At 39.0% G+C, this 24,112-nt stretch carries 27 protein-coding genes; all 27 read left to right on the forward strand.

The genetic code is table 11. The annotated features are described in order from the left end of the window. Positions 1 to 103: 103 nt before the first annotated feature. The 27 genes from mnmA to recN all read left to right on the forward strand — a co-directional run bounded on the left by mnmA (position 104) and on the right by recN (position 24,109). Positions 104 to 1,198 (forward strand): tRNA 2-thiouridine(34) synthase MnmA, encoded by a 1,095-nt coding sequence (gene mnmA / locus BMY14_RS03585; protein WP_091829306.1) that lies wholly within the window; start codon positions 104 to 106, stop codon positions 1,196 to 1,198. Positions 1,199 to 1,368: 170 nt separating this feature from the next. Next, positions 1,369 to 3,984, forward strand: coding sequence for an alanine--tRNA ligase (alaS, locus tag BMY14_RS03590; RefSeq protein ID WP_091829308.1), 2,616 nt, complete (start codon positions 1,369 to 1,371; stop codon positions 3,982 to 3,984). Between the two features lie 215 nt (positions 3,985 to 4,199). After that, positions 4,200 to 4,454, forward strand: coding sequence for an IreB family regulatory phosphoprotein (locus tag BMY14_RS03595; RefSeq protein ID WP_019552998.1), 255 nt, complete (start codon positions 4,200 to 4,202; stop codon positions 4,452 to 4,454). A gap of 25 nt (positions 4,455 to 4,479) precedes the next feature. Further along, positions 4,480 to 4,893: a Holliday junction resolvase RuvX gene (gene ruvX, locus BMY14_RS03600; RefSeq protein WP_019552999.1), complete on the forward strand. Its 414-nt coding sequence runs from the start codon at positions 4,480 to 4,482 to the stop codon at positions 4,891 to 4,893. Positions 4,894 to 4,978: 85 nt separating this feature from the next. Beyond that, positions 4,979 to 5,341 (forward strand): DUF1292 domain-containing protein, encoded by a 363-nt coding sequence (locus BMY14_RS03605; protein ID WP_091829310.1) that lies wholly within the window; start codon positions 4,979 to 4,981, stop codon positions 5,339 to 5,341. A gap of 379 nt (positions 5,342 to 5,720) precedes the next feature. Further along, positions 5,721 to 7,445, forward strand: a complete 1,725-nt coding sequence (locus tag BMY14_RS03610; RefSeq protein WP_091829312.1) for a HAMP domain-containing methyl-accepting chemotaxis protein — start codon at positions 5,721 to 5,723, stop codon at positions 7,443 to 7,445. Between the two features lie 147 nt (positions 7,446 to 7,592). After that, positions 7,593 to 8,624, forward strand: coding sequence for an endolytic transglycosylase MltG (gene mltG, locus BMY14_RS03615; RefSeq protein WP_091829314.1), 1,032 nt, complete (start codon positions 7,593 to 7,595; stop codon positions 8,622 to 8,624). Position 8,625: 1 nt separating this feature from the next. Next, positions 8,626 to 9,231, forward strand: coding sequence for an O-methyltransferase (locus BMY14_RS03620; protein WP_091829316.1), 606 nt, complete (start codon positions 8,626 to 8,628; stop codon positions 9,229 to 9,231). Further along, complete coding sequence (locus BMY14_RS03625; protein WP_091829318.1) at positions 9,218 to 10,441, forward strand: peptidase U32 family protein; 1,224 nt, start codon at positions 9,218 to 9,220, stop codon at positions 10,439 to 10,441. The genes BMY14_RS03620 and BMY14_RS03625 overlap by 14 nt, the downstream gene beginning before the upstream one ends. Further along, on the forward strand, positions 10,438 to 10,647 hold the full coding sequence (locus BMY14_RS03630; RefSeq protein ID WP_091829320.1) for a DUF4911 domain-containing protein: 210 nt from the start codon (positions 10,438 to 10,440) through the stop codon (positions 10,645 to 10,647). Before BMY14_RS03625 ends, BMY14_RS03630 begins: the two co-directional genes overlap by 4 nt. A 117-nt stretch (positions 10,648 to 10,764) precedes the next feature. Further along, positions 10,765 to 11,049: an acylphosphatase gene (locus BMY14_RS03635; protein WP_091829322.1), complete on the forward strand. Its 285-nt coding sequence runs from the start codon at positions 10,765 to 10,767 to the stop codon at positions 11,047 to 11,049. A 112-nt stretch (positions 11,050 to 11,161) separates the two neighbouring features. Beyond that, entirely contained in the window at positions 11,162 to 11,599 is a 438-nt protein-coding gene (gene aroQ, locus BMY14_RS03640) for a type II 3-dehydroquinate dehydratase (protein ID WP_091829324.1), read from the forward strand. A gap of 12 nt (positions 11,600 to 11,611) precedes the next feature. Then, on the forward strand, positions 11,612 to 12,682 hold the full coding sequence (locus tag BMY14_RS03645) for a M24 family metallopeptidase (protein WP_177177467.1): 1,071 nt from the start codon (positions 11,612 to 11,614) through the stop codon (positions 12,680 to 12,682). 33 nt (positions 12,683 to 12,715) lie between these two features. Beyond that, positions 12,716 to 13,273: an elongation factor P gene (gene efp, locus BMY14_RS03650; protein ID WP_019553009.1), complete on the forward strand. Its 558-nt coding sequence runs from the start codon at positions 12,716 to 12,718 to the stop codon at positions 13,271 to 13,273. A gap of 261 nt (positions 13,274 to 13,534) precedes the next feature. After that, entirely contained in the window at positions 13,535 to 13,933 is a 399-nt protein-coding gene (locus BMY14_RS03655) for an Asp23/Gls24 family envelope stress response protein (protein ID WP_091829328.1), read from the forward strand. Positions 13,934 to 13,947: 14 nt separating this feature from the next. Continuing rightward, positions 13,948 to 14,517, forward strand: a complete 570-nt coding sequence (gene amaP, locus BMY14_RS03660) for an alkaline shock response membrane anchor protein AmaP (RefSeq protein ID WP_091829330.1) — start codon at positions 13,948 to 13,950, stop codon at positions 14,515 to 14,517. A 31-nt stretch (positions 14,518 to 14,548) separates the two neighbouring features. Beyond that, positions 14,549 to 14,782, forward strand: a complete 234-nt coding sequence (locus BMY14_RS03665; RefSeq protein ID WP_091829332.1) for a DUF2273 domain-containing protein — start codon at positions 14,549 to 14,551, stop codon at positions 14,780 to 14,782. 47 nt (positions 14,783 to 14,829) lie between these two features. Further along, positions 14,830 to 15,228 carry a transcription antitermination factor NusB gene (gene nusB / locus BMY14_RS03670; protein ID WP_091829334.1) on the forward strand — a complete coding sequence of 133 codons (399 nt, stop codon included), beginning with the start codon at positions 14,830 to 14,832 and terminating at the stop codon, positions 15,226 to 15,228. 120 nt (positions 15,229 to 15,348) lie between these two features. Next, positions 15,349 to 16,575 (forward strand): exodeoxyribonuclease VII large subunit, encoded by a 1,227-nt coding sequence (gene xseA, locus BMY14_RS03675; protein WP_177177468.1) that lies wholly within the window; start codon positions 15,349 to 15,351, stop codon positions 16,573 to 16,575. Then, on the forward strand, positions 16,562 to 16,801 hold the full coding sequence (xseB, locus tag BMY14_RS03680; protein ID WP_019553016.1) for an exodeoxyribonuclease VII small subunit: 240 nt from the start codon (positions 16,562 to 16,564) through the stop codon (positions 16,799 to 16,801). The genes xseA and xseB overlap by 14 nt, the downstream gene beginning before the upstream one ends. Before the next feature lie 3 nt (positions 16,802 to 16,804). Next, positions 16,805 to 17,683 carry a polyprenyl synthetase family protein gene (locus BMY14_RS03685; RefSeq protein WP_091829340.1) on the forward strand — a complete coding sequence of 293 codons (879 nt, stop codon included), beginning with the start codon at positions 16,805 to 16,807 and terminating at the stop codon, positions 17,681 to 17,683. Between the two features lie 34 nt (positions 17,684 to 17,717). Next, entirely contained in the window at positions 17,718 to 19,592 is a 1,875-nt protein-coding gene (dxs, locus tag BMY14_RS03690; RefSeq protein WP_091829342.1) for a 1-deoxy-D-xylulose-5-phosphate synthase, read from the forward strand. Positions 19,593 to 19,623: 31 nt separating this feature from the next. Beyond that, positions 19,624 to 20,445, forward strand: coding sequence for a TlyA family RNA methyltransferase (locus tag BMY14_RS03695; RefSeq protein ID WP_091829344.1), 822 nt, complete (start codon positions 19,624 to 19,626; stop codon positions 20,443 to 20,445). Positions 20,446 to 20,499: 54 nt separating this feature from the next. Beyond that, positions 20,500 to 21,354: an NAD(+)/NADH kinase gene (locus tag BMY14_RS03700; protein WP_091829716.1), complete on the forward strand. Its 855-nt coding sequence runs from the start codon at positions 20,500 to 20,502 to the stop codon at positions 21,352 to 21,354. Then, entirely contained in the window at positions 21,354 to 21,914 is a 561-nt protein-coding gene (mnmM, locus tag BMY14_RS03705; protein WP_091829346.1) for a tRNA 5-(aminomethyl)-2-thiouridylate-methyltransferase MnmM, read from the forward strand. The genes BMY14_RS03700 and mnmM overlap by 1 nt, the downstream gene beginning before the upstream one ends. A 4-nt stretch (positions 21,915 to 21,918) precedes the next feature. After that, positions 21,919 to 22,371: an arginine repressor gene (gene argR / locus BMY14_RS03710; protein WP_091829348.1), complete on the forward strand. Its 453-nt coding sequence runs from the start codon at positions 21,919 to 21,921 to the stop codon at positions 22,369 to 22,371. A gap of 31 nt (positions 22,372 to 22,402) precedes the next feature. Then, positions 22,403 to 24,109, forward strand: a complete 1,707-nt coding sequence (gene recN, locus BMY14_RS03715) for a DNA repair protein RecN (RefSeq protein ID WP_091829350.1) — start codon at positions 22,403 to 22,405, stop codon at positions 24,107 to 24,109. The last annotated feature ends 3 nt before the right edge of the window (positions 24,110 to 24,112 follow it).

Genomic DNA, 24,112 nt, shown 5'->3' on the forward strand with positions numbered 1-24,112 from the left:
AATATCTGTTCAGTTTCTTTGTAATGGTTTATACTGTGTATACATGACAATTAAGAAGTTTTGATTGAAAATAATGAATAACAACCAGTAAGGATGAATTTAAATGGGTACTAAACCAACAGTGGTTGTAGCCATGAGCGGAGGGGTGGACAGTTCTTTGACTGCCGCCCTTCTTGTACGTGAAGGCTATAACGTGATTGGCGTGACAATGCGCCTGAGTGATGATAGCAGAGATTATGATGAAAATGAAGATCGCGGCTGCTGTTCGCTAAAAGCAGTTGATGATGCTCGGCGTGTGGCGGAGATCATTGGCATCCCGCATTATGTTATGAATTTTAGGGATATGTTTCAAAAAACAGTCGTGGATTATTTTTTGGATGAATATGTTCATGGCAGAACACCAAATCCTTGTATTGCCTGCAACCGTTATGTGAAATTTGAGGGGCTTTTACAAAGATGCCGTGAAATTGGTGCTGACTACGTAGCAACCGGGCATTATGCCAAAATCGAGCAGGATGAACGCAGTGGTCGGTATTTACTTCGTAAAGGGATTGATGTTCTAAAGGATCAGTCCTATGCTTTGTATCATTTGAATCAGAAATCTTTGCAGCATTTTATGATGCCGCTCGGAACGTATACGAAAGTAGAGACTCGTGAGCTGGCGGAAGAATTTAATTTACCGGTAGCACATAAACCTGATAGTCAGGAAATTTGCTTTGTGCCAAATGATGACTATAAAGCGTATTTAGAAGATAAGGTGCCGCAGGCACTTCAGCCGGGCAATATTGTCGACTTACAGGGAAATGTCCTTGGTCGTCATAAAGGGGTGCCGCTGTATACGATTGGTCAGCGCAAAGGTCTTGGTATTGCCGCAAAAACCCCGCTTTATGTTGTTGAACTGAATTTGAAACAGCATTTGGTTGTGGTCGGTGAAGATAAAGATACTTTTACAAATGGACTGATTGCCAATGATATGAACTGGATTACGATTGATGAACTCAAGGAACCAATGCAGGTCATGGCCAAAGTTCGGTATGGCAATAAAGAGGGCGCGGCATTGATTTCGCCGCTTAAGGATGGGCTGGTCAAAGTGGTATTTGATAAACCGCAGCGAGCGGTTACACCTGGTCAGTCGGTTGTTTTTTATGAAAATGATTCTGTGGTTGGCGGTGGCAACATCGTGCGAGCTTTCAGCTAAGGCTCCTTTTGTGCAGATAAAAATAGATGTTCTGAATTTTTCACCAGAACATCTATTTTTATGAAAAAAGCTGAAGTCAGTGAAAATTGACTTTATGACTGGAATTTTATATAATTATTTGAATAGTTTTTACTTGAAAAAGTACCTATCTGTAGTGGAGGTCGATTAGTTTGAAATTTATGAGTGGAAATGAACTGCGAGAAAAATATTTGCAGTTTTTTGTTAGTAAAGGTCATTTGAGATTGCAAAGTGCATCTTTGATACCGGAAAATGATCCAACATTATTAATGGTTGGTGCTGGAATGGCGCCGTTTAAACCATTTTTTACAGGGAAGATGAAGCCGCCTTGTACACGTATTACAACGAGCCAGCGCTGCGTGAGAACTGGCGATATCGAAAATGTTGGCAGAACAGCCCGTCATCAGACTTATTTTGAAATGCTCGGCAATTTTTCGTTTGGTGATTATTTTAAACATGATGCAATTAATTGGGCTTGGGAATTTTTAACAAAAGAACTTGAATTACCAGAAGACAAATTATGGGTCACGGTTTATCCAAAAGATGAAGAAGCTTATAAGATTTGGGCCGAAGAAACAAGTGTAGATCCTTCTCATATTGTTAAGTTGGAAGATAATTTTTGGGAAATCGGACCTGGTCCATGTGGTCCGGATTCAGAAATTTATATTGATTTGGGTGAAGAACGTGGTTGCGGCAGTGCTGATTGTGCAGTGGGCTGTGATTGTGACCGATACCTTGAAATTTGGAACCTTGTCTTTACACAATATGATAAGAGCGAAGCGGGCGAATATGTACCGCTTGCGAAAAAAAATATTGATACAGGTGCTGGTCTGGAACGTTTGGCATCGGTTATGCAAAATAAAAAGACAAATTTTGAAACAGATTTGTTATTTCCGATCATTGAATATGCAAGTGCCGTTTCTGGTGTTACATATGGTGTCAATGAAGATAAAGATGTTTCCCTGAAAGTTATTGCCGATCATGCAAGAAGTATGACTATTATGATCATGGATGGTATCCTGCCTTCTAATGAAGGTCGTGGATATGTACTTCGCCGCATTTTGCGTCGGGCCATTCGTCATGGCAGGATGCTGGGGATTGAAACGAAGTTTTTAACTGGGGCAGTGGATGCAGTCCTTAAAATTTATAATGGTGTATTTGCTGAATTGGTGGAAAAACAGGATTATATCAAAAAAGTAATCAGTTTGGAAGAAGATCGTTTCCATACGACACTTGTTCAAGGCATGGAACTTTTAAGCGGGCATATTGAACAATTAAAAACGGAGAAACGAACTGTTTTACGTGGTGAAATTGGCTTTAAATTGTACGATACGTTTGGTTTTCCATGGGAACTTACGGATGAAATTTTGCACGAAAATGATATGACGCTGGATAAAGATGCATTTGATAAGGAAATGCAGCAGCAGCGCCAAAGAGCCCGGGCAGCACGTCATGAAAACACAAGAGTGGCAATACCGGATTTACGCGGTCTGGATACGGAAAAATTATTAGTAGATTCAAGCGTGAAAGAAGCGAAAATTGTTTGTATCTGGAAAGATGGCAAGATGGTCGATTCAGTCAATGATGGCGAAGAAGCTGGTATGGTTTTTGATATTACGCCATTTTATGCAGAAGGCGGTGGACAAATCGGCGATGCAGGCATTCTTGAAGGTCAATTTGGTAAGGTAAGTGTTTCGAATACCAAAAAACTTCCAAATGGAACCGTCTATCATATTGGTTATGTGGAAGAAGGTATCATTAAAGTTGGTGATACGATCAAAATTGAATTGGATGAAGCCAAAAAACTTTCTTCGGCTCGTAATCATACGGCAACACATTTACTACAAGCTGCTTTAAAAACTGTCGTTGGCGAACATGTCAATCAGGCAGGTTCTTCTGTTACAGCAGAGCATTTGCGCTTCGATTTTTCGAGTTTTGAACCAGTTAGCAAAGAACAGCTGCAAGAGGTGGAGGCAATCGTCAATGCGGAAATCTTGAAAGGTATCGATGTTGATATTTGTCAAATGAGCCAAGCTGAAGCAAAAGAAAAAGGTGCAATGGCACTTTTTGGTGAAAAATATGGTGATGTTGTTCGCGTAGTTTCTGTAGCTGATTTCAGTATGGAATTGTGCGGCGGTTCACATGTGAAAAATATTGGGCAAATCGGTTTGTTTAAAATCATGGGGGAATCCGGCGTGGCATCTGGTGTGCGCCGCATTGAAGCTGTGACAGGTAGAGCTTCAATGGAGTATGCGAATAAACAGATTCAGACGTTGCAGGAGATTTCTGATAAATTAAAAACACGTCCTGATGAAGCGGCAGCGCGAGTTGATGCTGTTTTGAGCAGCATCAAGGATTTAGAACAGGAACTCACTGCATTTAATGAAACAAGAGCGAAGGAAGCAACGCAAAAACTTTTGTTGTCGGCTGAAAGTTATGGTGAAGTTCAAGTTGTGATTGCGAAAGCTGCGGCTGGTGATATGGATGAGCTGCGCAATATTGCTGATATGGTTTGTGATCAATTAACGTGTGGTGCGGTTGTACTGGCGGCTGTTAATGACGGGAAGGTTAGTCTTGTTGTTAAAGTCAGTAAGGCGGCTGTTGCGAAAGGTCTTCATGCCGGAAAAATCATTAAAGATACTGCGAAACTTGTTGGCGGCGGCGGCGGTGGTCGTCCAGATATGGCTCAGGCTGGCGGAAAAATACCGGAAAAGCTGGCGGATGCTTTTTCAGCAGCGGCAGCTATTATAAAAGAACAAATTCACTAAGTCTAATCAAGGAAGATGGGGCAGATCTTACAGTCTGCTCTATCTTTATTTTTCATACTGGACAGGAAATCATGAATGAAACAAGAATATAAACTATAAGTATCTAAAATATAAATAATGCATTAGATTTTTACTGCAAGTACTATTTACCGCGTTATTTATACTATATTTACGGAAATAGCAAATGATCTGTGTTTTGAGGGGAGGACTCAATAATGGCTAATATGGAAGAAACAATGATGTTTAAGTTTGGTGCCGATGAAAATAAAGCAGCAAATGTTCTTAAAAAAGTATGTCAGGCTATGGAAGAAAAAGGTTACAATCCAATCAATCAGTTGGTTGGTTATTTGTTGTCAGGTGATCCTGCTTATGTGACGAGTCACAATGATGCCAGGAGCATGATTCGAAAACTGGAACGAGATGAGCTGTTAGAAGAGCTCATTCGATCTTACATTGCAACGAATAAATAAGTATAGTGATAATAATGGAGGACGTATGCGGATAATAGCGCTTGATGTTGGTGATCGTACAATTGGTATTGCTGTGAGTGATGAACTGATGTTTACAGCACAAGGCGTGGAGACGATTCGCCGTACCTCTTTAGATCGTGATTTGAAACGCCTGGGTGAGTTGATGGAGCAGTATGAGACCAATACGTTACTTGTTGGGTTACCTAAAAATATGGATGGTACCATAGGGGTACGCTGCGAAATTGTCAAAGCTTTTACGCAAGAGATTACAAATGTGATGCCGGAGACGAAAATCATTTTTTGGGATGAACGGTTATCTACTGTTGCAGCATCGCGCTCTTTGATTGCCGCTGATGTAAGCAGGGCAAAACGAAAAAAAGTCATTGATAAAATGGCGGCAGTTTTTATCTTACAGGGATATTTGGATGGTCGTTCATAAATTCTTGACAGAGCGAAGTTTCTAGGTTAGAATGTTAGCAAAGAATGGGTTTATACGGACCTAAAAATACTATGAGGTGAATTGAATGACAGATAAAGAAAAAGATTTAATTGATGAAGCAGAAGAAATGGTTGTTGTTATGACCGATGAAGACGGTAATGAGTTTTATTATCGCGAAGAAATGATCATACCAGTTGGCGACAAGAAATTTGCTTTACTCGTAGGTATTCATGAAGATGAAGAAGATGAATCCGAGGAAACTCATGAACATGAAGATTGCGGCTGTGGCTGCGGTTGTGACGACGAAGAAGATGTATTGATTGCGAAAATCGTAACCAATGAAAATGGTGAAGATGAATATATCGACCCTACGGATGAAGAATTCGAAGAAGTTCAAAAAGCATATGATGCAATTATGGATGAAGAAGAAGCCGAAGATAAAGAATAAAAGCGAATAAATAACTTTTTAAGTCGTCCCTGTCTTGTTGATTGGGACGATTTATTTTTTTATTTGTAAATTTAAATTGATCGCAGCAGGAATTTTATGTTTTAAATGGAATTAAATAATAAATACTATTTATAGTGAGTGAATTTAAAAAATAGCAGTAATCAAATTTTTTTGTTTGTTGCTATTTTTTTTAGAAGTTATTTTACGTAGATACTTTGTACGATATTCTCAAGAAATCATTTAATACAGTTCTTATTGGTACCAAGCATTAAAAATGCCAATTTTTTAAAAGATTATACAACGTGTAAGATTTTATGATGTGTATGGCGGTCGTGGTGTCCATTCAATGAACGTAATCGATTAAAGGAGAGATGTACAAATGCAATGGCTGCATAATCTAAAGGTGAAGAAAAAACTATTTATTTTGATGTTTGTATTTATTTGTGGATTAATAAGTATTGGGGTTATGGGCTTTTATTATTTACGGCAAGCAAATGAGAATTTTGAAAATTTATATCAGGTGGATTTAAAAAAAGTTGAGCATGCATCACAAGGCTGCGTACTGATTCGCGAAATTCAGGGAGATATGTTTCTTTTAATGAGTACCACCTATCCTGAGGAAGAAAAAAAATTAATGGGCGAAATTAATAATCTAACCTTAAAATTTGATGAAACTCTTAAATCTTATGAACAGCTGCCTCTAAATTCTATGGAACAGGGGAATTTAAAAGAATTGAGAGATGCGATCAATGATTATCGTGTGGTCAAAAAGAGGGTTATTGAATTAGCTACAACTGGTCAGGATCAAGCGGCTCGACAATTATATCGGGATAAAGGCGAAGTCATAGCCGATGATTTTGTACAGCACTTAAATGATATGACAATTAAATCACAAGCGAATGCGGATGAAATGGCGGCTGCATCACATGCGGCATTCCAGCAGGCAAAAATGGTATTTATTCTTTTTGTTTTGTGTCTGACGGTGATCGGGCTTATTTTAGGCAGCCTTATTATTCGACAAATTGTTACGCGCTTAAATGATGCCGTGGATTTTTTAGATGAAATTGCGACAGGCGATTTTTCACGCGATGTAAGTGCAGCTCACAGTCTTGAAGATCATAGTGAATTTGGTCGTTTATCAAGGTCAATTGATCAAATGAATAAGCATATTCGTGCGTTGATTAAGAATATTTCTACTACGGCTGAGAACTTAGCATCGGCATCTGAAGAACTATCTGCTACAGCTGAGCAATCAGCACAAGCTTCAGAACAAGTAGCTCAGTCGATTATAACGGTTGCGAAGGGATCGGAAAAACAATTGCATATGGCGAACGAAACGAGTCTTACGATTGAAGAAATGGCAAAAGGAATTCAGCAAGTAGCTCAAAATAGTATGGTTGCGACGCAGTCGGCTGAAAAAACATCAATTTCGGCAACCAGCGGCGGTTCAGCTATTGAACAAACAATCGATCAAATGAAAGTCATTGAGCAAAAAACGGATCATACAGCAAATGTTATCAGTGAATTGGATGCTCGTTCACAGCAAATTGGTCAGATTGTTGAGGCCATTACGACGATCGCCGACCAAACCAATTTACTGGCTTTAAATGCAGCAATTGAAGCTGCTAGAGCAGGTGAGGCGGGGCGTGGCTTTTCTGTTGTAGCTGAAGAGGTTCGTAAGCTGGCGGAACAATCTGCTCAGTCTGCTAAGGAAATTACGGAGTTGATTCATGAAATTCAGGAACGAACCAATAGTGCGGTTTCATTTATGAATGATAGTAAAAAAGAAGTTAAAACTGGTGCAGAGGTAGCGATCCTTGCTGGTGAAAATTTTGCTGAAATATTGACAAGGGTGAGCGAGATTACAGATCAAATTCATGAAATTTCAGCGGCGAGCCAGGAACTTACCAGCGGGACAGACACGGTGGTAATGAGTGCTCACCATACAATACAAGAAAGTGAAAAAGCAGCGGAAGAAACCGAGTCTATTTCAGCGGCAACGGAGCAGCAATCGGCGGCTGTTGAGGAAATTGCGACAGCGAGTAAACATTTGGCTGATATGGCGATGGAACTGCAAAATTCAATTTTGAAGTTCAAGGTTTAAGTTCTGACTTATAGGTCATGGAAAGAAAATGTACTTATCTGCGAAAGGTAAGTACATTTTTTTTCGTAAAAAAATATTGTAATTGTTATGTGGTTTTCGTATAATTAAAAGATATGTAAAAGCGTCTAGAGTTAAGGAGAGGGTTTTGTGTCGGAAATAAAAGAGAAGTTACAATTATCAAAAGGTATTGTATTAGGGAGTATCATACTTTTCATTTTTATGATTTTTACATATGGCTGCATGCATCAATCTCATACGGCGGCGGCTTCTAATGAGCAGTCGAAGGTGAAGTCCGTTTATATTCGTGTAAAACCAGGGATGGATGCTGAAAAAATTGCCAACCTGTTGCGAGATCGGAACGTCATTGATAATGTATATATGTTTAGAATTATGGCGAAGGTGGAAGGTTTAGATAATAATTTGAAGACGGGTGATTATCAGTTACAGACAAATATGACATATAAGGAAATTCTTGAGGTTTTAGTTAGTGGGAAAACGGCGACGATGTCAATTATGATTCCTGAAGGTTATAATGTCGAGCAAATTGCTAAAACCTTGCAAGATAAGGGGATTGTTAGTGCTAAAGATTTTGAAAAAGCTGCTACCGATTTTGCACCATATGACTATATAACAAAAGCGCATGATGTAAAATATCGAGTGGATGGTTTTTTATTTCCTGATACCTATGAAATCGCTGGAGATTTTACGGCAATGGATATTCTTACATTAATGGCGAAGGAATTTGATCATAAATTAACGCCGGAAATGCGTTCGCGGGCGATAGCAATGAATTTATCGATTCGCGACTTGGTTATTTTGGCCTCCCTAGTTGAAAAAGAAGCGCAAGTGGAAGAAGATCGTCCTATCATCGCGCAAGTATTTATGAATCGGTTGCGCGAAAAGATGCCGCTGCAATCGTGTGCGACTATTCAATATATTTTGGGGAATCCGAAAGCAGAATTGTCTATTCAGGATACGCAGATTAAATCGCCTTATAATACGTACCTGAATATGGGGCTGCCACCGGGTCCTATTGCCAATCCGGGACTTGCTTCCATTAAAGCGGTTTTATATTCTGAACCAACAGAGTATTTATATTTTGTGGCGGATAAACATGGTAAACATCATTTTAGCAAAACATATCAAGAACATTTACAAACGATAGACCGGGTGGAATAAAATGGAGTATTTGTTACGAGAAATGGAAGAGTATGCTGTAGTGCATCATGTACCAATTATTAATGTAAAAGGCAAAGCATTCCTTATAGAGACTGTTGCAGCCAAACGACCGCATCGTGTATTGGAGATTGGTACGGCAATTGGATATTCTTCGCTTTTGATTGCAGAAAATAGTGCAGATGATATTCAAATCACTACTTTGGAGTTAAATGAAGAGCGTGCCGCGACGGCAAGAAAATTTATTAATCATTCAAGATACAGTGAACAAATTACAATTTTACTTGGTGATGCAGCGGTAAACATTGATACACTGCAAGATGTTTATGATCTTGTTTTTATTGATGCTGCCAAAGGGCAGTATCTTACGTATTTTAATAAGATATTACCGCATTTGGCAGCAGACGGTGTTGTTGTTGCAGATAATGTACTATTTCGTGGATATGTACGGAGCAGTGAAAAACCGCCGCGTCGTTATAAAACAATTGTAACGAGATTGAAAAAATATATCGAAATAGTTGAAAACCATCCTGAGTTTGAGACGGTGATCCATGAGCAAGGGGATGGCTTAGCTGTTTCTTATAGGAGGAAAAATATTGAAAAAACCTGAATTATTAGCACCGGCAGGGAATTTAGAAAAATTGAAAGTAGCTCTTTTATATGGTGCTGATGCAGTGTATTTGGGCGGAAAAGCTTTTGGACTAAGGGCTTTTGGCGGAAATTTTACGAATGAAGAACTTAAAGAGGGGGTTGACTTTGCCCATTCTTTACATAAAAAAGTATATGTGACAGTTAATATATTTCCACATAACAGTGATTTAGAAGCACTGCCGGATTATCTGTTTTTTTTAGATCGTATAAAAGTTGATGCTGTTTTGGTAGCCGATTTGGGAATCTTTATGATGGCTCGCAGTCTTGTGCCAAATTTGCCGATGCATATCAGTACACAATCGAATAATACCAATTGGGCGGCAGTGAATGCCTGGGATGATCTGGGAGCGGCTCGGGTTGTGCTGGCACGCGAGATGTCTTTGGATGAAATTAAAGAAATTCGTGAAAAATCAAAGGTGGAATTGGAAATGTTTGTGCATGGAGCGATGTGCATTTCGTATTCTGGTCGATGTCTTATGAGTAATTATTTTACAGGTCGCGATGCGAACCGTGGAAGCTGTGCACAACCTTGTCGTTGGAAATACAGCTTGGTTGAGGAGAAACGTCCTGGTGAATACTTCCCTGTAGAAGAAGATGACCGAGGTACCTATATTTTTAATTCTAAAGATATGTGCCTTTTGCCGCATATTGATGAAGTGATTGCAAGCGGGGTTACTAGCTTGAAAATTGAAGGTCGTATGAAAAGTGTTCATTATGTGGCAAGTATTGTGAAAGCATATCGTCAAGCAATTGATAGTTATTGTGAAAATCCGGCACAGTTTAAAATTGAGCAGGCATGGATCGATGAACTTCACAAAGTATCACATCGTGCCTATACAACTGGTTTTTATTTTAATAAACCAACCGAAGATGATCAGATTTACAGTACATCTTCTTATACGCAGACGTCTGATTTTATTGGTTTCGTATTAAGCTATGATGAAAAAACAAAAACGGCAGTGGTTGAACAACGTAATAATATGAAACTTGGTCAGGAAATTGAAGTTTTTCAGCCGTGCGGCGAATTGTTTAAACAGACGATTCAACAAATGTTTGATGAGACGGGACTGCCCATTGTTGTAGCACCACACGCCCAACAAGTGGTGACGATCGTCATGACACAAAGCGTCGAGCCGTATTCTATTTTGCGGCGAGACATCAAAGCATGAATGAGATTATAAAATTGAAAATTTCTCCCAAGAATATTAATTTTTTTAATCGCATTATGGAAGGCTACGAGTACCTTGGTGTCGTAACAACATTAGATAAAAATGCGGGTATTTTAATCATTAGCACTACAAAAGATTTTTATGAAGATGTTTTGGGAATTGTTGAAAATATGCCCATACCTGTGATTCGTATAAAATCTTCCTGATCAGACTGGTTATATATCATTTTGGTATATGACCAGTTTTTTTATTGGCAGTTTTGTGAAAACGACGTATAATTAAAGATAAAATTCATTATATTATGATGAAGGTGGTGCGTTTTTATGACGGAGCAAAAAATACGATATTTTGCCAGGGCAGCAGGCCGTGTTCAAGGGGTTGGTTTTCGTTATTTTGTGCAAACAAATGCAATGGAACTTGATGTTACAGGCTGGGTGCGCAATATGGACGACGGTAGCGTAACAATGGAAATTCAGGGAGCAGGGGAACAACTTAAAAAACTTGTTGGGCGAATAAACAAGGGTAGTGCGTTTATTAAAGTGAAAAATATGGAATTAACACAGATTGATGTGATCAATCAAGATAAAAAATTTGCTATTTTGTATTGATTATTCCGCTGTGTGGTTTAAATCCGCGTTGCAGGATTGAATACTGAAATGATTTATGGTATAATAATAGGACTTATTGTCATGTTACTTTTTAGGTGAGGCAGTGATCTTATTGAAAAAAATATTGGTATTGCATGGTCCCAATTTGAATTTACTTGGTAAACGGGAACCGGAAATTTATGGCTCAATGACATTGGCAGATATAAATGAACTGCTGTATCAGAGAGGTCGACAAGACGAGGTTCTAATAGATGCTGTGCAAAGCAATCACGAAGGTGTACTGGTAGATACTATTCAAAGTGCAGCTGAGCAAGGGTATCAATTTATTATTTTTAATGCAGCAGCTTTTACACATTACAGCATTGCTTTGCGTGATGCGATTGCGGGCGTTACGGTCCCTGTAATTGAGGTGCATTTATCAAATATTCATAAACGAGAAGAATTTCGACATCATTCTGTGATAGCACCTGTAGTAATGGGGCAGATTTGTGGTTTTGGTGCTGACAGCTATCTGGCGGCATTAGAGATTGTTTTACGTAAATTAAAATAGGGAGGCGTGCCGATGGATGCACGTTTGGAAAAACTGCGCGAGCTTCTAAAAAATCAGGGCTTAGATGCAGTCGTTATCAACAAAGTAGAGAATTTGCATTATTTTAGCGGCTTTACGGGGGATGACACAATAGTGGTCGTTTCACAGAAAGCTGCCATACTTATTACAGATTTTCGTTATATGGAACAGGCAAGGCAGCAAAGTAAGTCTTTTCAGTTGATCGAACATAGCAAGGGGCTTTTGCCAAAAACGGCCGAGGTACTTATGGGGTTAGAACTCAAAAATATAGGTTTTGAGGGCAATGCACTTACGTATAACGACTTTTCTCTTCTTAAACAAATGCTAAACGGAGTGGACTTTAAACAAGCTGTGGAGCTTGATACACTTCGTATGGTTAAAGATGAACAAGAAATTGCTCTTTTGCAAAAAGCCGTTGAAATCAGTGACAGGGCTTATGAACATATTTTAACGATTCTTCGGCCGGGAATTTCCGAAATTGAAATTGCCGCCGAATTAGAAAATTGTATGCGTCGTTTAGGGTCGGAGAAACCAGCCTTTACGACAATTGTTGCATCGGGTGAACGAGGTAGTCTGCCGCATGGAATTGCTACCGATAAGTTGATTGTTGACGGAGATTTTGTTACAATGGATTTCGGTGCTGTTTATAAAGGCTATCATTCGGATATCACACGGACTGTATGTGTTGGTAGTGCCGATGATAAGCAACGTAAAATTTATGACATAGTATTACAAGCGCAGCTTTTGGGTGTCGAAAAAGTACAGCTTGGCAGTTCTGGCCAGACTGTAGATGCTGATGTACGCCGCTATATTATGAACGCAGGGTATGGCCGCTTTTTTGGTCATGGACTTGGGCATAGTGTAGGTCTTGAAATTCACGAACTTCCAAGGCTTTCACCGTCAAGTACGTGTGAACACTTAGAAGAAAATATGCTGGTCACTGTAGAACCGGGAATTTATTTGCCGGGGTGGGGCGGCATAAGAATTGAAGATACTGTTTTGGTTACGACACTCGGTGGTCGACCGTTGACGCAAAGTAACAAGCAATTAGTAGAAATTAAGTAAATTTGATTAAGATGATAGTGGAGGGCGTAATTAATGATTTCTAGTAGTGATTTCCGTACAGGATTAACACTTGAATTTGACAATGGTGTATGGCAGATTGTCGATTTCCAACATGTAAAACCAGGCAAAGGTGCTGCTTTTGTTAGAACAAAAATTAAAAATGTAAGAACAGGTGCTGTTGTTGAACGTACCTTTAACCCGAATGAAAAATTGCCAAGAGCTCATATTGAAACAAACGAAATGCAATACTTATATGAAGCAGATGGTGTATACACATTTATGGATAATGAAAGCTATGAACAGGTTGAGCTTAGCAAAGATCAACTTGGTGATGCTTTGCAATATCTGAAAGAAAATATGAATATTAGTTTACAAACTCATAAAGGTACTATTATTGGTATTGCCTTACCAAATTCGGTTGATTTAGAGGTAACTGAATGTGAACCAAGCATCAAAGGTGATACAGCGACAGGTGCTACTAAAATAGCAACATTGGAAACAGGCTATACAGTGCGTGTGCCTTTATTTATTAATCTGGGTGATGTTTTACGTATTGATACTCGTACAGGAAACTATCTTGAAAGAGCGTAGAGTATGAATAAAAAATCCGATGAAGATGAAAATTCTTCATCGGATTTTTTTACACAGTTGGAGGAGTTACTCCGTTTGACAGCGAATTTTAAAGAAATAGAGTAAGTTCAACTTGATCTATAATATTGCTTGCTTATGAATAAAAATAATAAATTTTTACATAATTAGTAGGATAGAATTTGTATATTAAGTATTTGTTTGTTATAATTTAGGTATAATGAACAGATGGGGTGAATCAACAAAATAAGGGAGGTTTCTATCATGGATAAAAACATGGAAAAGAAAGAAATGCAGGGCAGTCTTGGTTCTATTCGTATTGCGGATGAGGTCGTTAGCATTATTTCAGGCCTGGCTGCGACAGAAGTAACTGGTATTGCGGGCATGAGTGGAGGCCTTGTTGGCGGCATTGCCGAAATGCTTGGCAAAAAGAATTTCGCCAAAGGTGTTAAGGTTGAAGTTGGTGAACGTGAAGCCGCTGTTGATCTATATATTATTGTGAAATATGGCGTGCGAATCCCGGATGTTGCTTTAGCTGTACAGGAAAATGTAAAAACAGCAATTGAAACCATGACTGGATTACGTGTTGTGGAAGTTAATATTCATGTGCAGGGTGTAGGCTTTCCTGAGGATGTAAAAGAAGAAGAAGTCAGAGTACGCTAGGGAGAGGTATAAATATGGGAGTCATAAATCGAATTCTTTTATTTATATACACAATTGCGTTTGCTGTATTGTCTTTGGCAATTGTTGTTTTGTGTACAGGGGTTATTCCAATTGAATTGGTATGGAATAATTTTTTATATCTTTATGGACGCTACGAAACAGGTGTTGCGGCCTTTGTTGTATTTTTAGTTAGTATACAACTTATGGGCATCAGTTTCAGTTCCAATAAAAAAATGAAGTATGCCAGTGAAGCAATCCTTATTCATGGAGATTTGGGCGATGTGTCTGTGGCTGTGGATGCTGTCAAAAATTTAGTGGATAAGACAGCAAGAGCTGTTCGCGGGATACGTGATGTAAAAGTTCGTGTTTTAGTTGAGGCTGCAAAAGGTGCAATTGATACCAATGTAAGTGCACATTTAACAGTTGTTATTGGGCAGGAAATCAATGTTACGGAGATTTCTGATCAGCTGCAAACAGCTATAAAAGAAAATGTGAAAAACATTTTGGGACTGGAAACTTTGACCGTTACGATTGCAGTGGACAATATAACGAATGTAGCGCTGCAGAAACAGCGTGTTATGTGATGTTTGCTGCATTACACAATGAGGTGACAGAGTGAAGGAAGATATGAAGAATTTTATGGAAGCTGTCTGGAAAAATCATCGCGGTAGATTTATAGGAACTATCATAGGTCTTTTTATTGGATTGTCTGTTTTAGTTTTTGGCTTTTTTAAGACGTTGTTTGTACTGATTTGTGCTGTTATAGGACTCTATATAGGCGGCAAAGTTGATAATCACGAAGACTTGTTTCGGCTTTTAGAGAAGCTGATTCCCACTAGATTTAGATGATAGAAAATGAATCGTTGTAAAATGTTGTTTTAAAAGGAAGGTATGTTATGAGTCGTAGACAAGCCAGAGAGGTAGCGCTGCAGGCGTTATTCCAATTGGATTATAATGAAATAGATCAAACCGATGCGTATGATGCTGTATTAAGTGAGACACCTGTACTGAGTGATTCCGCAAGAGAATATGCAAAGTTGCTTCTTGATGGAACCAAAGCACATCTTGCTGAAATTGATGCATGGATTGCAAAAAATTCTACCGAGTGGAAAGTTGATAGAATGCCAGGAGTTGATCGCAATATTACGCGAATCGCTGTTTTTGAATTGCAATTTAGTGAAGAGAAAATGGTGCCAAACATTATTATCAATGAAGCCGTTGAACTGGCAAAGAAGTTCGGGACAGATGCATCAGCACGTTTTGTAAATGGAATTTTAGGGTCAATGATAAAGTAAGAAATTTCATTTTTCGTTTCAATATGGATATTGTAGCAAAATTGTTGCTGTAAATTTATTTTAAATTTGCCAGGCTTTGGTCTGGCTTTTTTCTTATTATAGTATGTAAAGTAAGGAGCTATGACCGTTTTGAATATTTATGGTGTGAATGAAATTACAAAACATATAAAAACTATTATGGAACAGGATTTTACGCTGCAAAATTTGATGGTGCGAGGCGAAATTTCAAATTTTAAACAGCATTATTCCGGTCATTGCTATTTTACATTGAAAGATAGTAGTTCAAGCCTTAAATCTGTGATGTTTCGCGGCAAAGCACAATATCTGAAATTCATGCCGACTAATGGTATGAAAGTCGTTGCCAATGGGTCCATATCAGTTTATGAGCGTGACGGAGCATATCAGATGTACGTTGATATGCTGATACCGGAAGGTGCAGGTGAGCTGAGTGTTGCTTTTGAACAGCTTAAAACAAAATTGACACAGGAAGGGCTTTTTGAGAAAATCCATAAAAAAAGTCTGCCCATTCTGCCAAAAACAGTAGGGATTATTACTTCAGCGACTGGAGCTGTTTTACGAGATATTTATAAAGTTTCGAAGCGGCGCAATCCAAATGTGCAGTTAGTTTTGTATCCAGTCCAAGTTCAAGGCCTTGAATCCGCATCACAACTTGTTCAAGCTGTGAAGTTTTTTAATAAAAAATTTCCGGTTGATGTTCTAATTATTGGACGTGGCGGCGGTTCGATGGAAGATCTTTGGTCTTTTAATGAAGAAAAAGTGGTACGGGCGATTTTTGCCTCAAAAATACCCGTAGTGTCTGCTGTTGGACATGAAACGGACTATACATTGTCAGATTTTGTAAGCGATGTACGGGCAGCAACACCATCACAGGCGGCTGAATTGATTGTTCCGGATGCACGAGAATTGACCCGCTATATACAATCGCTGTTTATTCAGGCTGATTTACAAATACGTCATACGCTGCAGACGAAAAAAACTCGTCTGATGGTTTGTTTAAAGAGTAAGACGATGCAAAAACCACAACTTCTATTGCAGGAAAAAAGACAGCACCTTGATGATTCATTCGAAAAAGTAGAACAATTGAGGACGAGGCTGTTTGTCGAAAAAAAACATAAAATGAATGTAGTTTTAGAAAAACTACACATACTCAATCCCGTTGCTGTTTTAAAAAGAGGGTATGGTATTGTGAAAATAGAAAAAAAAATTGTGTATAATATAGATGCTGTAAAACCGGGACAGAAACTTGCCGTAATACTTAGTGATGGCAGTTTTGATGCAATTGTCGCGGATGTTAGAAAGGGGCAGGTTCTGTATGGCGAAAAGTAAAAAAATATCGTTTGAAGCATCTTTGGAAAATTTAGAAGAACTTGTTAAAGATTTAGAAGCTGGCGATATTAGTTTAGAGACTCTTCTGGATAAATATACACAGGCAGTCTTGCTTTCAAAGACATGTCTGGATCAGTTAAATCAGACTGAAGCTGCCATTGATAAGATGGTACAGGAAAATAAGGGTGAAATTCAGGAATCAATATTGAATATAGAAGGAGAGTAGTTTATGTTTAAAACGTATTGGAATGAAAAATTACAATTGGTTGAAGCTGAATTGGCTCAAATTATTCCTCAGAAGTCAGCTCTTTCAAGTACTTTGTGCGAAGCCATGAATTATAGTCTTATGGCTGGCGGGAAAAGACTTCGTCCAGTCTTACTTATTGCGGCAGCTGATGCAGTGGGCGGGGAGGGGGATTCTTTTGTAAAATCTGCTTGTGCCATTGAAATGATACATACCTATTCTTTGATTCATGATGATTTACCAGCTATGGATAATGATGATTATCGGCGTGGTAAGTTGACCAACCACAAAGTATATGGTGACGGGATGGCTGTACTAGCTGGAGATGCGCTGCTTACGATGGCTTTTGAAGTTCTGTGCAGTCAAAAAAATGTTAATGCTGAAAATCGCCTTCGTGTTGTTCGCGAAATGAGCTTTTCGGCCGGACCAAATGGAATGGTCGGTGGACAGGCTATTGACCTTCTATCAGAAAATAAAAGAATTGATATGAAGACGCTAAAGCAAATGCATGAAGCGAAAACGGGAGCTCTTTTTTGTGCAGCGATTCGTTCTGGTGCTATTTTAGCGAATGCGACAGACCGTGAGGTTGATGCGCTAACGATTTATGCCGAAAAATTTGGGTTGGCTTTTCAAATTACGGACGATATCTTGGATGTTATCGGTTCAGCAGAAAAAATTGGTAAACCAGTGGGTAGTGATGAACGCAACCATAAATCTACGTATGTTACATTGACATCCTTAGCAGAGGCAAAAAAAATGGCGGCGGAAGCTGTTGAGGATGCGTTACATTCTTTAGACATTTTTGGAAGCCAAGCCGATTTTCTGAGGTCAATCGTACAGTATTTGGAGTCACGTGATAAATAAAATATAGATTCTAAAGGAAAGTGTGTTGGTGTAAATGAATCATATATTAGATACGATAGATACTCCTGATGCATTAAAAAACCTTTCATTGGGAGAACTGAAAAAACTTGCCCAGGAACTTCGTGGGTTTATTATACAAAATGTTGCAAAAACTGGTGGACATCTCGCACCAAGCTTAGGCGTAGTCGATCTTACGGTAGCACTTTATAAAGTTTTTAACTGTCCCAGTGATAAGATTGTTTGGGATGTTGGACACCAGGCTTATGCTCATAAAATCTTGACCGGTCGTCGTGATGCATTTCATACGTTGCGACAATCTGGCGGCATAACTGGGTTCCCCAACCGGAGTGAAAGCAAATATGATAGTTTTGGCGTGGGACATTCGAGTACATCCATCTCTGCAGCACTGGGAATGGCGATTGCACGTGATTTAGATCATAAAAAAAATCATGTCATCACGGTTATCGGTGATGGGGCCTTAACGGGCGGTGAAGCTTTCGAAGCACTCAATCATGCTGGAGATTTGGGTAAAGATCTTATTGTTATTTTAAATGACAATGAAATGTCTATTGATCGGAACGTTGGAGCTATGTCAGAATATTTATCGAAGATGCGTACAGCTCCTAAGTATAATAAAGCCAAAAAAGATTTAGAAGGACTTTTGCGGCGGATACCGGCTATTGGTGATACGGTTCTTAAAACGGCTGAACATATTAAAGATAGTGTTCGTTTTTTCCTTGTTCCCGGAGGGCTGTTTGAAGAAATGGGCTTTACCTACGTAGGACCGATTGATGGAAACAATATGGAGATATTGTTGGAGGTTCTTGAACAGGCGAAAAAAATGCATGGACCAATTCTCATTCATACGTTAACGAAAAAAGGAAAAGGCTATTTACCAGCTGAAATTGAACCGGATAAATTTCATGGAATTGGGAAATTTGATATTGCCAGTGGTGAACCAAATAAAGCGGCAACGAATATTCCGTCTTATACTTCTGTTTTTAGTAAAGCGTTGATTGAACTCGCACAGACAAATGAAGACATTGTAGCCATTACTGCCGCAATGCCATCGGGGACAGGTCTTAAAAAATTTGGCGAATTTTATCCAACTCGTTTGTTTGATGTAGGAATCGCTGAACAGCATGCGATTACATTAGCGGCTGGGCTGGCTTCGCAGGGTAAAAAACCAGTTGTTGTGCTTTACTCGACGTTTGCTCAAAGAGCGTATGATCAAATATTACATGATGTTTGTTTACAGAATTTGCCGGTGGTCTTAGGTCTTGACAGGGCTGGCCTGGTGGGTGAAGACGGTCCGACACATCATGGTGTCTTTGACTATTCTTATCTCAGGCACATGCCTAATTTGACGATCATGGCACCAAAAGACGAAAATGAGCTTCGGCAGATGTTAGGTACGGCAATTGCAATGGAGGGACCAGTTGTGCTTCGTTATCCGCGTGGCTGTGGACTCGGTGTTCCGATTGAGGCAGACTTTAGTGGGATTCCCATTGGCAAAGCTGAGCAAATTCGTTCGGGCGGGAAAATTGCTTTTGTGGGTATTGGAAGTATGGTAGATGTCTGCGTGAAGGCAAGTGATTTGCTTCGTGCGGATGGTGTTGAGTCGACGGTGATCAATGCGCGCTTTGTGAAACCGCTTGATCACATTTTGTTGCAGCAACTGGCGAGGCAAATGGATGTAATTGTAACGGTAGAAGATAATGTATTAGCAGGCGGTTTTGGTTCTGCGATATTGGAATTACTAAATGAAGATCAACTAAATGATGTAAAAGTGCTGCGATGCGGTCTGCCTGATCATTTTATTGAACAGGGCAGCAGAAATGAGCTTTTGGAAAAATATAATTTAACAGGTGAAACGATTGCGGCAATGGTGCGCAATTTTATTCAGTAAGTTTCACTTTTTTTGTAGGTGGGATAAAGTTATGGCTAAGGAAAGATTAGATGTAGTCTTAGTAAATAGAAATCTTGTAGTGAGTCGTGAACGGGCAAAAACAACGATTATGGCTGGACTGGTACTTGTTGATGGGCAAAAAATAGACAAGGTCGGTACACTTATAAAGCCAGAGGCTGAAATTCGTATTTTAGGTGATAGCATTGGGTATGTTAGCCGGGGCGGGCTTAAACTTGCCAAAGCGATTGAAGTATTTTCAATTGAATTAAAAGGAAAAATTGTAGCTGATATTGGCGCTTCAACAGGTGGATTCACGGATTGCTCTTTGCAAAATGGTGCCGTGAAAGTATATGCCATTGATGTTGGTTATGGACAGTTAGCTTGGTCTTTACGTACAGATGAGCGTGTTGTGAATATGGAACGCACTAATATTCGAAATGTTACAGCAGATGATTTAAATGAACTCATCGATTTTGCTTCTATTGATGTGGCATTTATTTCATTGGAGAAGGTACTCCCCGCGGCAAAGTCTTTATTGCAGCCGACCGGTGAAATTGTAGCACTTATTAAACCGCAATTCGAAGCCGGTCGAGAAAAAGTTGGAAAAAAAGGTGTAGTTCGTGATCCGAAGGTACATGAAGAAGTTATTCAGCATGTTATAGATTTTAGTCGAAGTATTGGTTTTATGCCGATGGCATTGACTTTTTCCCCGGTGAAAGGACCAGAGGGCAATATCGAATATCTGGTTCGTCTTGGTCTCAATACGGATGAAGCATGTTTGATTAATTTTGACACAATTCAATCTGTTGTAAAGGATGCGCATCAAGAGCTAGATAAGGTGACACATCATTGAAGATGGGATGGATATGCCATTATAGCAGTTGGGGAAAGGTTTGTGGGTAGTTATATGATTACAGTTGCTGTTTTTCCTAATAAAAATAAAAAAAAAGCCAATTCTGTTTTAACACGACTTGTTGACTTTTATCGAGATAAAGATGTTCATTTGGTTCTGCCAAAAGATGAAGCAGAATTTTTTGGCTATCCGGCGTTTGGCGTAGAAAATATATTTGATGCTGCTATCAATTTAGGCCTGACAATTGGTGGTGATGGTACGTTATTAGGCGTTTGCCGCCGATTGGCTTTGCGTAATATTCCGGTTTGTGGAATCAATATTGGCAGATTTGGTTTTTTGGCTGATATTGAATTATCGGAACTTGAAGATAAACTTGAGAAGGTTTTACAGGGGCAATACCGTATTGAAGAACGTTTAATGCTGGCGGGGATTATAAAACGGGGAAATCAAATGAGTTTTGTTGGCAATGCAATAAATGATATTGTTGTCACAAAAGGCGGCGTGGCTCGGATGCTTAATTTGGGGTTAAGCATCGATAATTGCTTGATTGCCAATTATCAGGCGGATGGACTGATTGTTTCGACAGCAACTGGTTCGACGGGATATTCTCTTTCGGCTGGTGGGCCTATTATAAATCCGAAGGTTAAATTGCTATTGGTGACACCGATTTGTCCGCATACGCTAAATGCTCGTCCCATGATTATTTCTGAAGATGAAGAAGTTCGTATTAATGTGGCAGCGGCACACCGTGATATTTTATTGACTTTTGATGGTCAGGAAAGTTGCAATTTGGTTCCAGGCGACGAGGTGATCGTAAGAAAGTCTTCATTTATGGCAAAAATAATAAAGTTTGAAGATAAAAATTACTATAAAACGATGCGGACGAAATTATGGCGGGGGAATGTTTAATGCAGACAATCAGTGCAATTGATGCAGCACATGAATTGCTCAAGAAGAAATTACAGAATGCATTGACCATCGTTGATGCAACTGCCGGTAATGGCAATGATACCCTTTTTTTAGCCCAAAATTCGTTGGAATCGGCTCATATTTATGCGTTTGATATTCAGAAAAGTGCATTGGAGAGAACAGCAGAAATAGTAGAATTATATCGAAATAAAGTGCAGTTGATTTTGGACAGTCACGTGAATGTTGAAAAATATGTAGTTACGCGGATTGATGTGGCAATGTTTAATCTCGGTTATTTACCGGGTGGTGATCATGCGATTACTACACAGGCTGAATCAACGTTGGAAGCTGTAATGAAAATTATCGATTGTTTAGCGACAAATGGACTTTTGGCAATTACTACGTACCCTGGACATGAGGAAGGTCTTTTGGAATATAATCAATTGGTCGAGTATTTAAGAAATTTGCCAATGCAAGAATTTACGGTGGCTTGTTATAGTATGCTCAATCACACAATTAAGGCACCTGTTTTATATTTGATCGAAAAAGTTAGGAGATGATGAAGTGAAGGCAATACGTCATGCGAAAATAAAAGCCATTATTGAAAATACGGTTGTTGAGACACAGGAAGATTTAGCAGAATCTTTACGTAAACAAAATATAGAGGTAACGCAGGCAACCGTGTCACGTGACATAAAAGAACTAATGCTCATCAAAATACCAACGGGTGATGGCCGTTATAGGTATGCTTATCCTTTAGAAAAAAATATGGTTTTTTCTAAAAATAGAATGACTAGGATGTTTCAGGATTCGGTTATTGGATTGAATTTCAGTGAGAACATTATTGTGATCAAAACGCTGCCGGGAACAGCGAATGCCGTAGCATCGACTTTGGATTACGCGAAATGGCCGGAAATTATTGGAACGGTAGCTGGGGATGACAATATTTTTGTTGTTGTTAAACCATTGGAAGCAGTCCCAGGTATTATAAAAAAATTGGAGCTGCTTATTAATTAAGTGCATCGTTCATCAAGGGAGTAAATTGACTATGCTGAAAACATTAACTGTATGGAATTTTGCTTTACTCGAACATGTCCAGATCGAGTTTGAGCGTGGGTTAAATATTTTAACGGGTGAAACGGGTGCGGGAAAATCTATTTTGATTGATTCTTTAGGGATGATTCTTGGGCACAGGACTTCAATTGAAAAAATCCGTAAAGATCGTGACTGGTTGCGAGTGGAAGCTGTCTTTGATACTAGCAAATATCCACAAGTGCATGATTTTTTACAGCGATCCGATATTGTGGATGAAGACGATTCTTTAATTATCAGTCGGCAAATTGCTAAAACCGGAAAAAATACAATTCAGGTCAATGGCTGCCATGTAACGCTTACTTCATTAAAAATGCTAGGCGAATTACTGATTGACATTCATGGACAAAATGAGAACCAAGCCCTTTTGCGGACGGAAAATCAATTTGCTCTTGTGGATGCTTATAAGATAGAAATCAAGACCTGCCTTGCCGTGTATCAAACTGCATTTGTAAAATGGAATGAGCTGAAAGAGAGTCTTAAACAGCAAGAGCTGGATTCACGCGAACATGCTCAGCGTATGGATATGTTATCGTGGCAGGTCAATGAGATCGAGGCAGCTAAATTAAAAGAAGCGGAAGACGAAGGGTTAGAACAAGAAATTAAACTTTTATCGAATGCTGAAAAAATTTCTGATTTGGTTAAGTCTTCCTATCGCCTTTTAGATAGTGGGGATAAAAGGCAGCCAGCGGTCATCCCATCGCTGGTGGAAATTAAAAAAAATATGGAGATGCTTATTCGCTATGACACGAAATTAACCAATGTTATGCAAATGATTACGGATGCATTATGTCAGATTGAAGAATGTTCTTACGAAATTCGTGATTATGGTGAAAGTATTGATTATAGTCCAGAGCGGTTAAATAAATTACAAGAACGCATGGATGAAATTTATAAGCTTCGTAAAAAATATGGAGCCACAATTGCAGATGTATTAGAGCATTATCATAATGCAAAAAAAGAATTACTGGCAATTGAAAATTATGATCAGCGTATTGAAGATCTTAAATACAATATTGTACAGGCAGAAAAAGATTTGGCTGTGAAGGCAGTCGCATTGACGAAACTTCGACAAAGTTCAGCGGAGCTGCTATCCGCTGACATTCAAAAACATTTGTTGTCGTTGGGAATGGAAAATGCACGTTTTGTGATTGAAATAAAAGACGATGCTATTTATCATATGAATGGTGCTAACACAATTCATATTTTATTTTCTGCTAATTTAGGAGAAGATCCAAAACCAATGCAAAAGGTAGCCTCAGGCGGGGAACTTTCCCGAATTGCTTTGGCAATTAAAACGGTTTGTGCAGCAAAAGATAAAATTGGTATCATGGTTTTTGATGAAATCGATACAGGTATTGGTGGAAAGACAGCACAGATGGTTGCAGAACGTATTGCAATGGTAGCTGCGTATAAACAGGTTTTATGTATTACACATTTGCCCCAGATTGCTTGTATGGCCGATGTACATCTATATATTGATAAACAGATACAAAATAATAAAACAGTAACGCAAGTGCGTCCTTTATCAACGAGTGAGCAGTTAAATGAAATTGCGCGAATGGCTTCGGGAATCGATATTACGGCGGCATCACTTGACAACGCAATGGAAATGCTCAATAATGCAAAATTGAAAAAAGAGAGTTTTAGACAAAATAAATAGGAT

This window comes from Propionispira arboris, from assembly GCF_900109225.1.
In the GTDB taxonomy this organism is placed as follows: Bacteria; Bacillota; Negativicutes; order Selenomonadales; family Selenomonadaceae; genus Propionispira; species Propionispira arboris.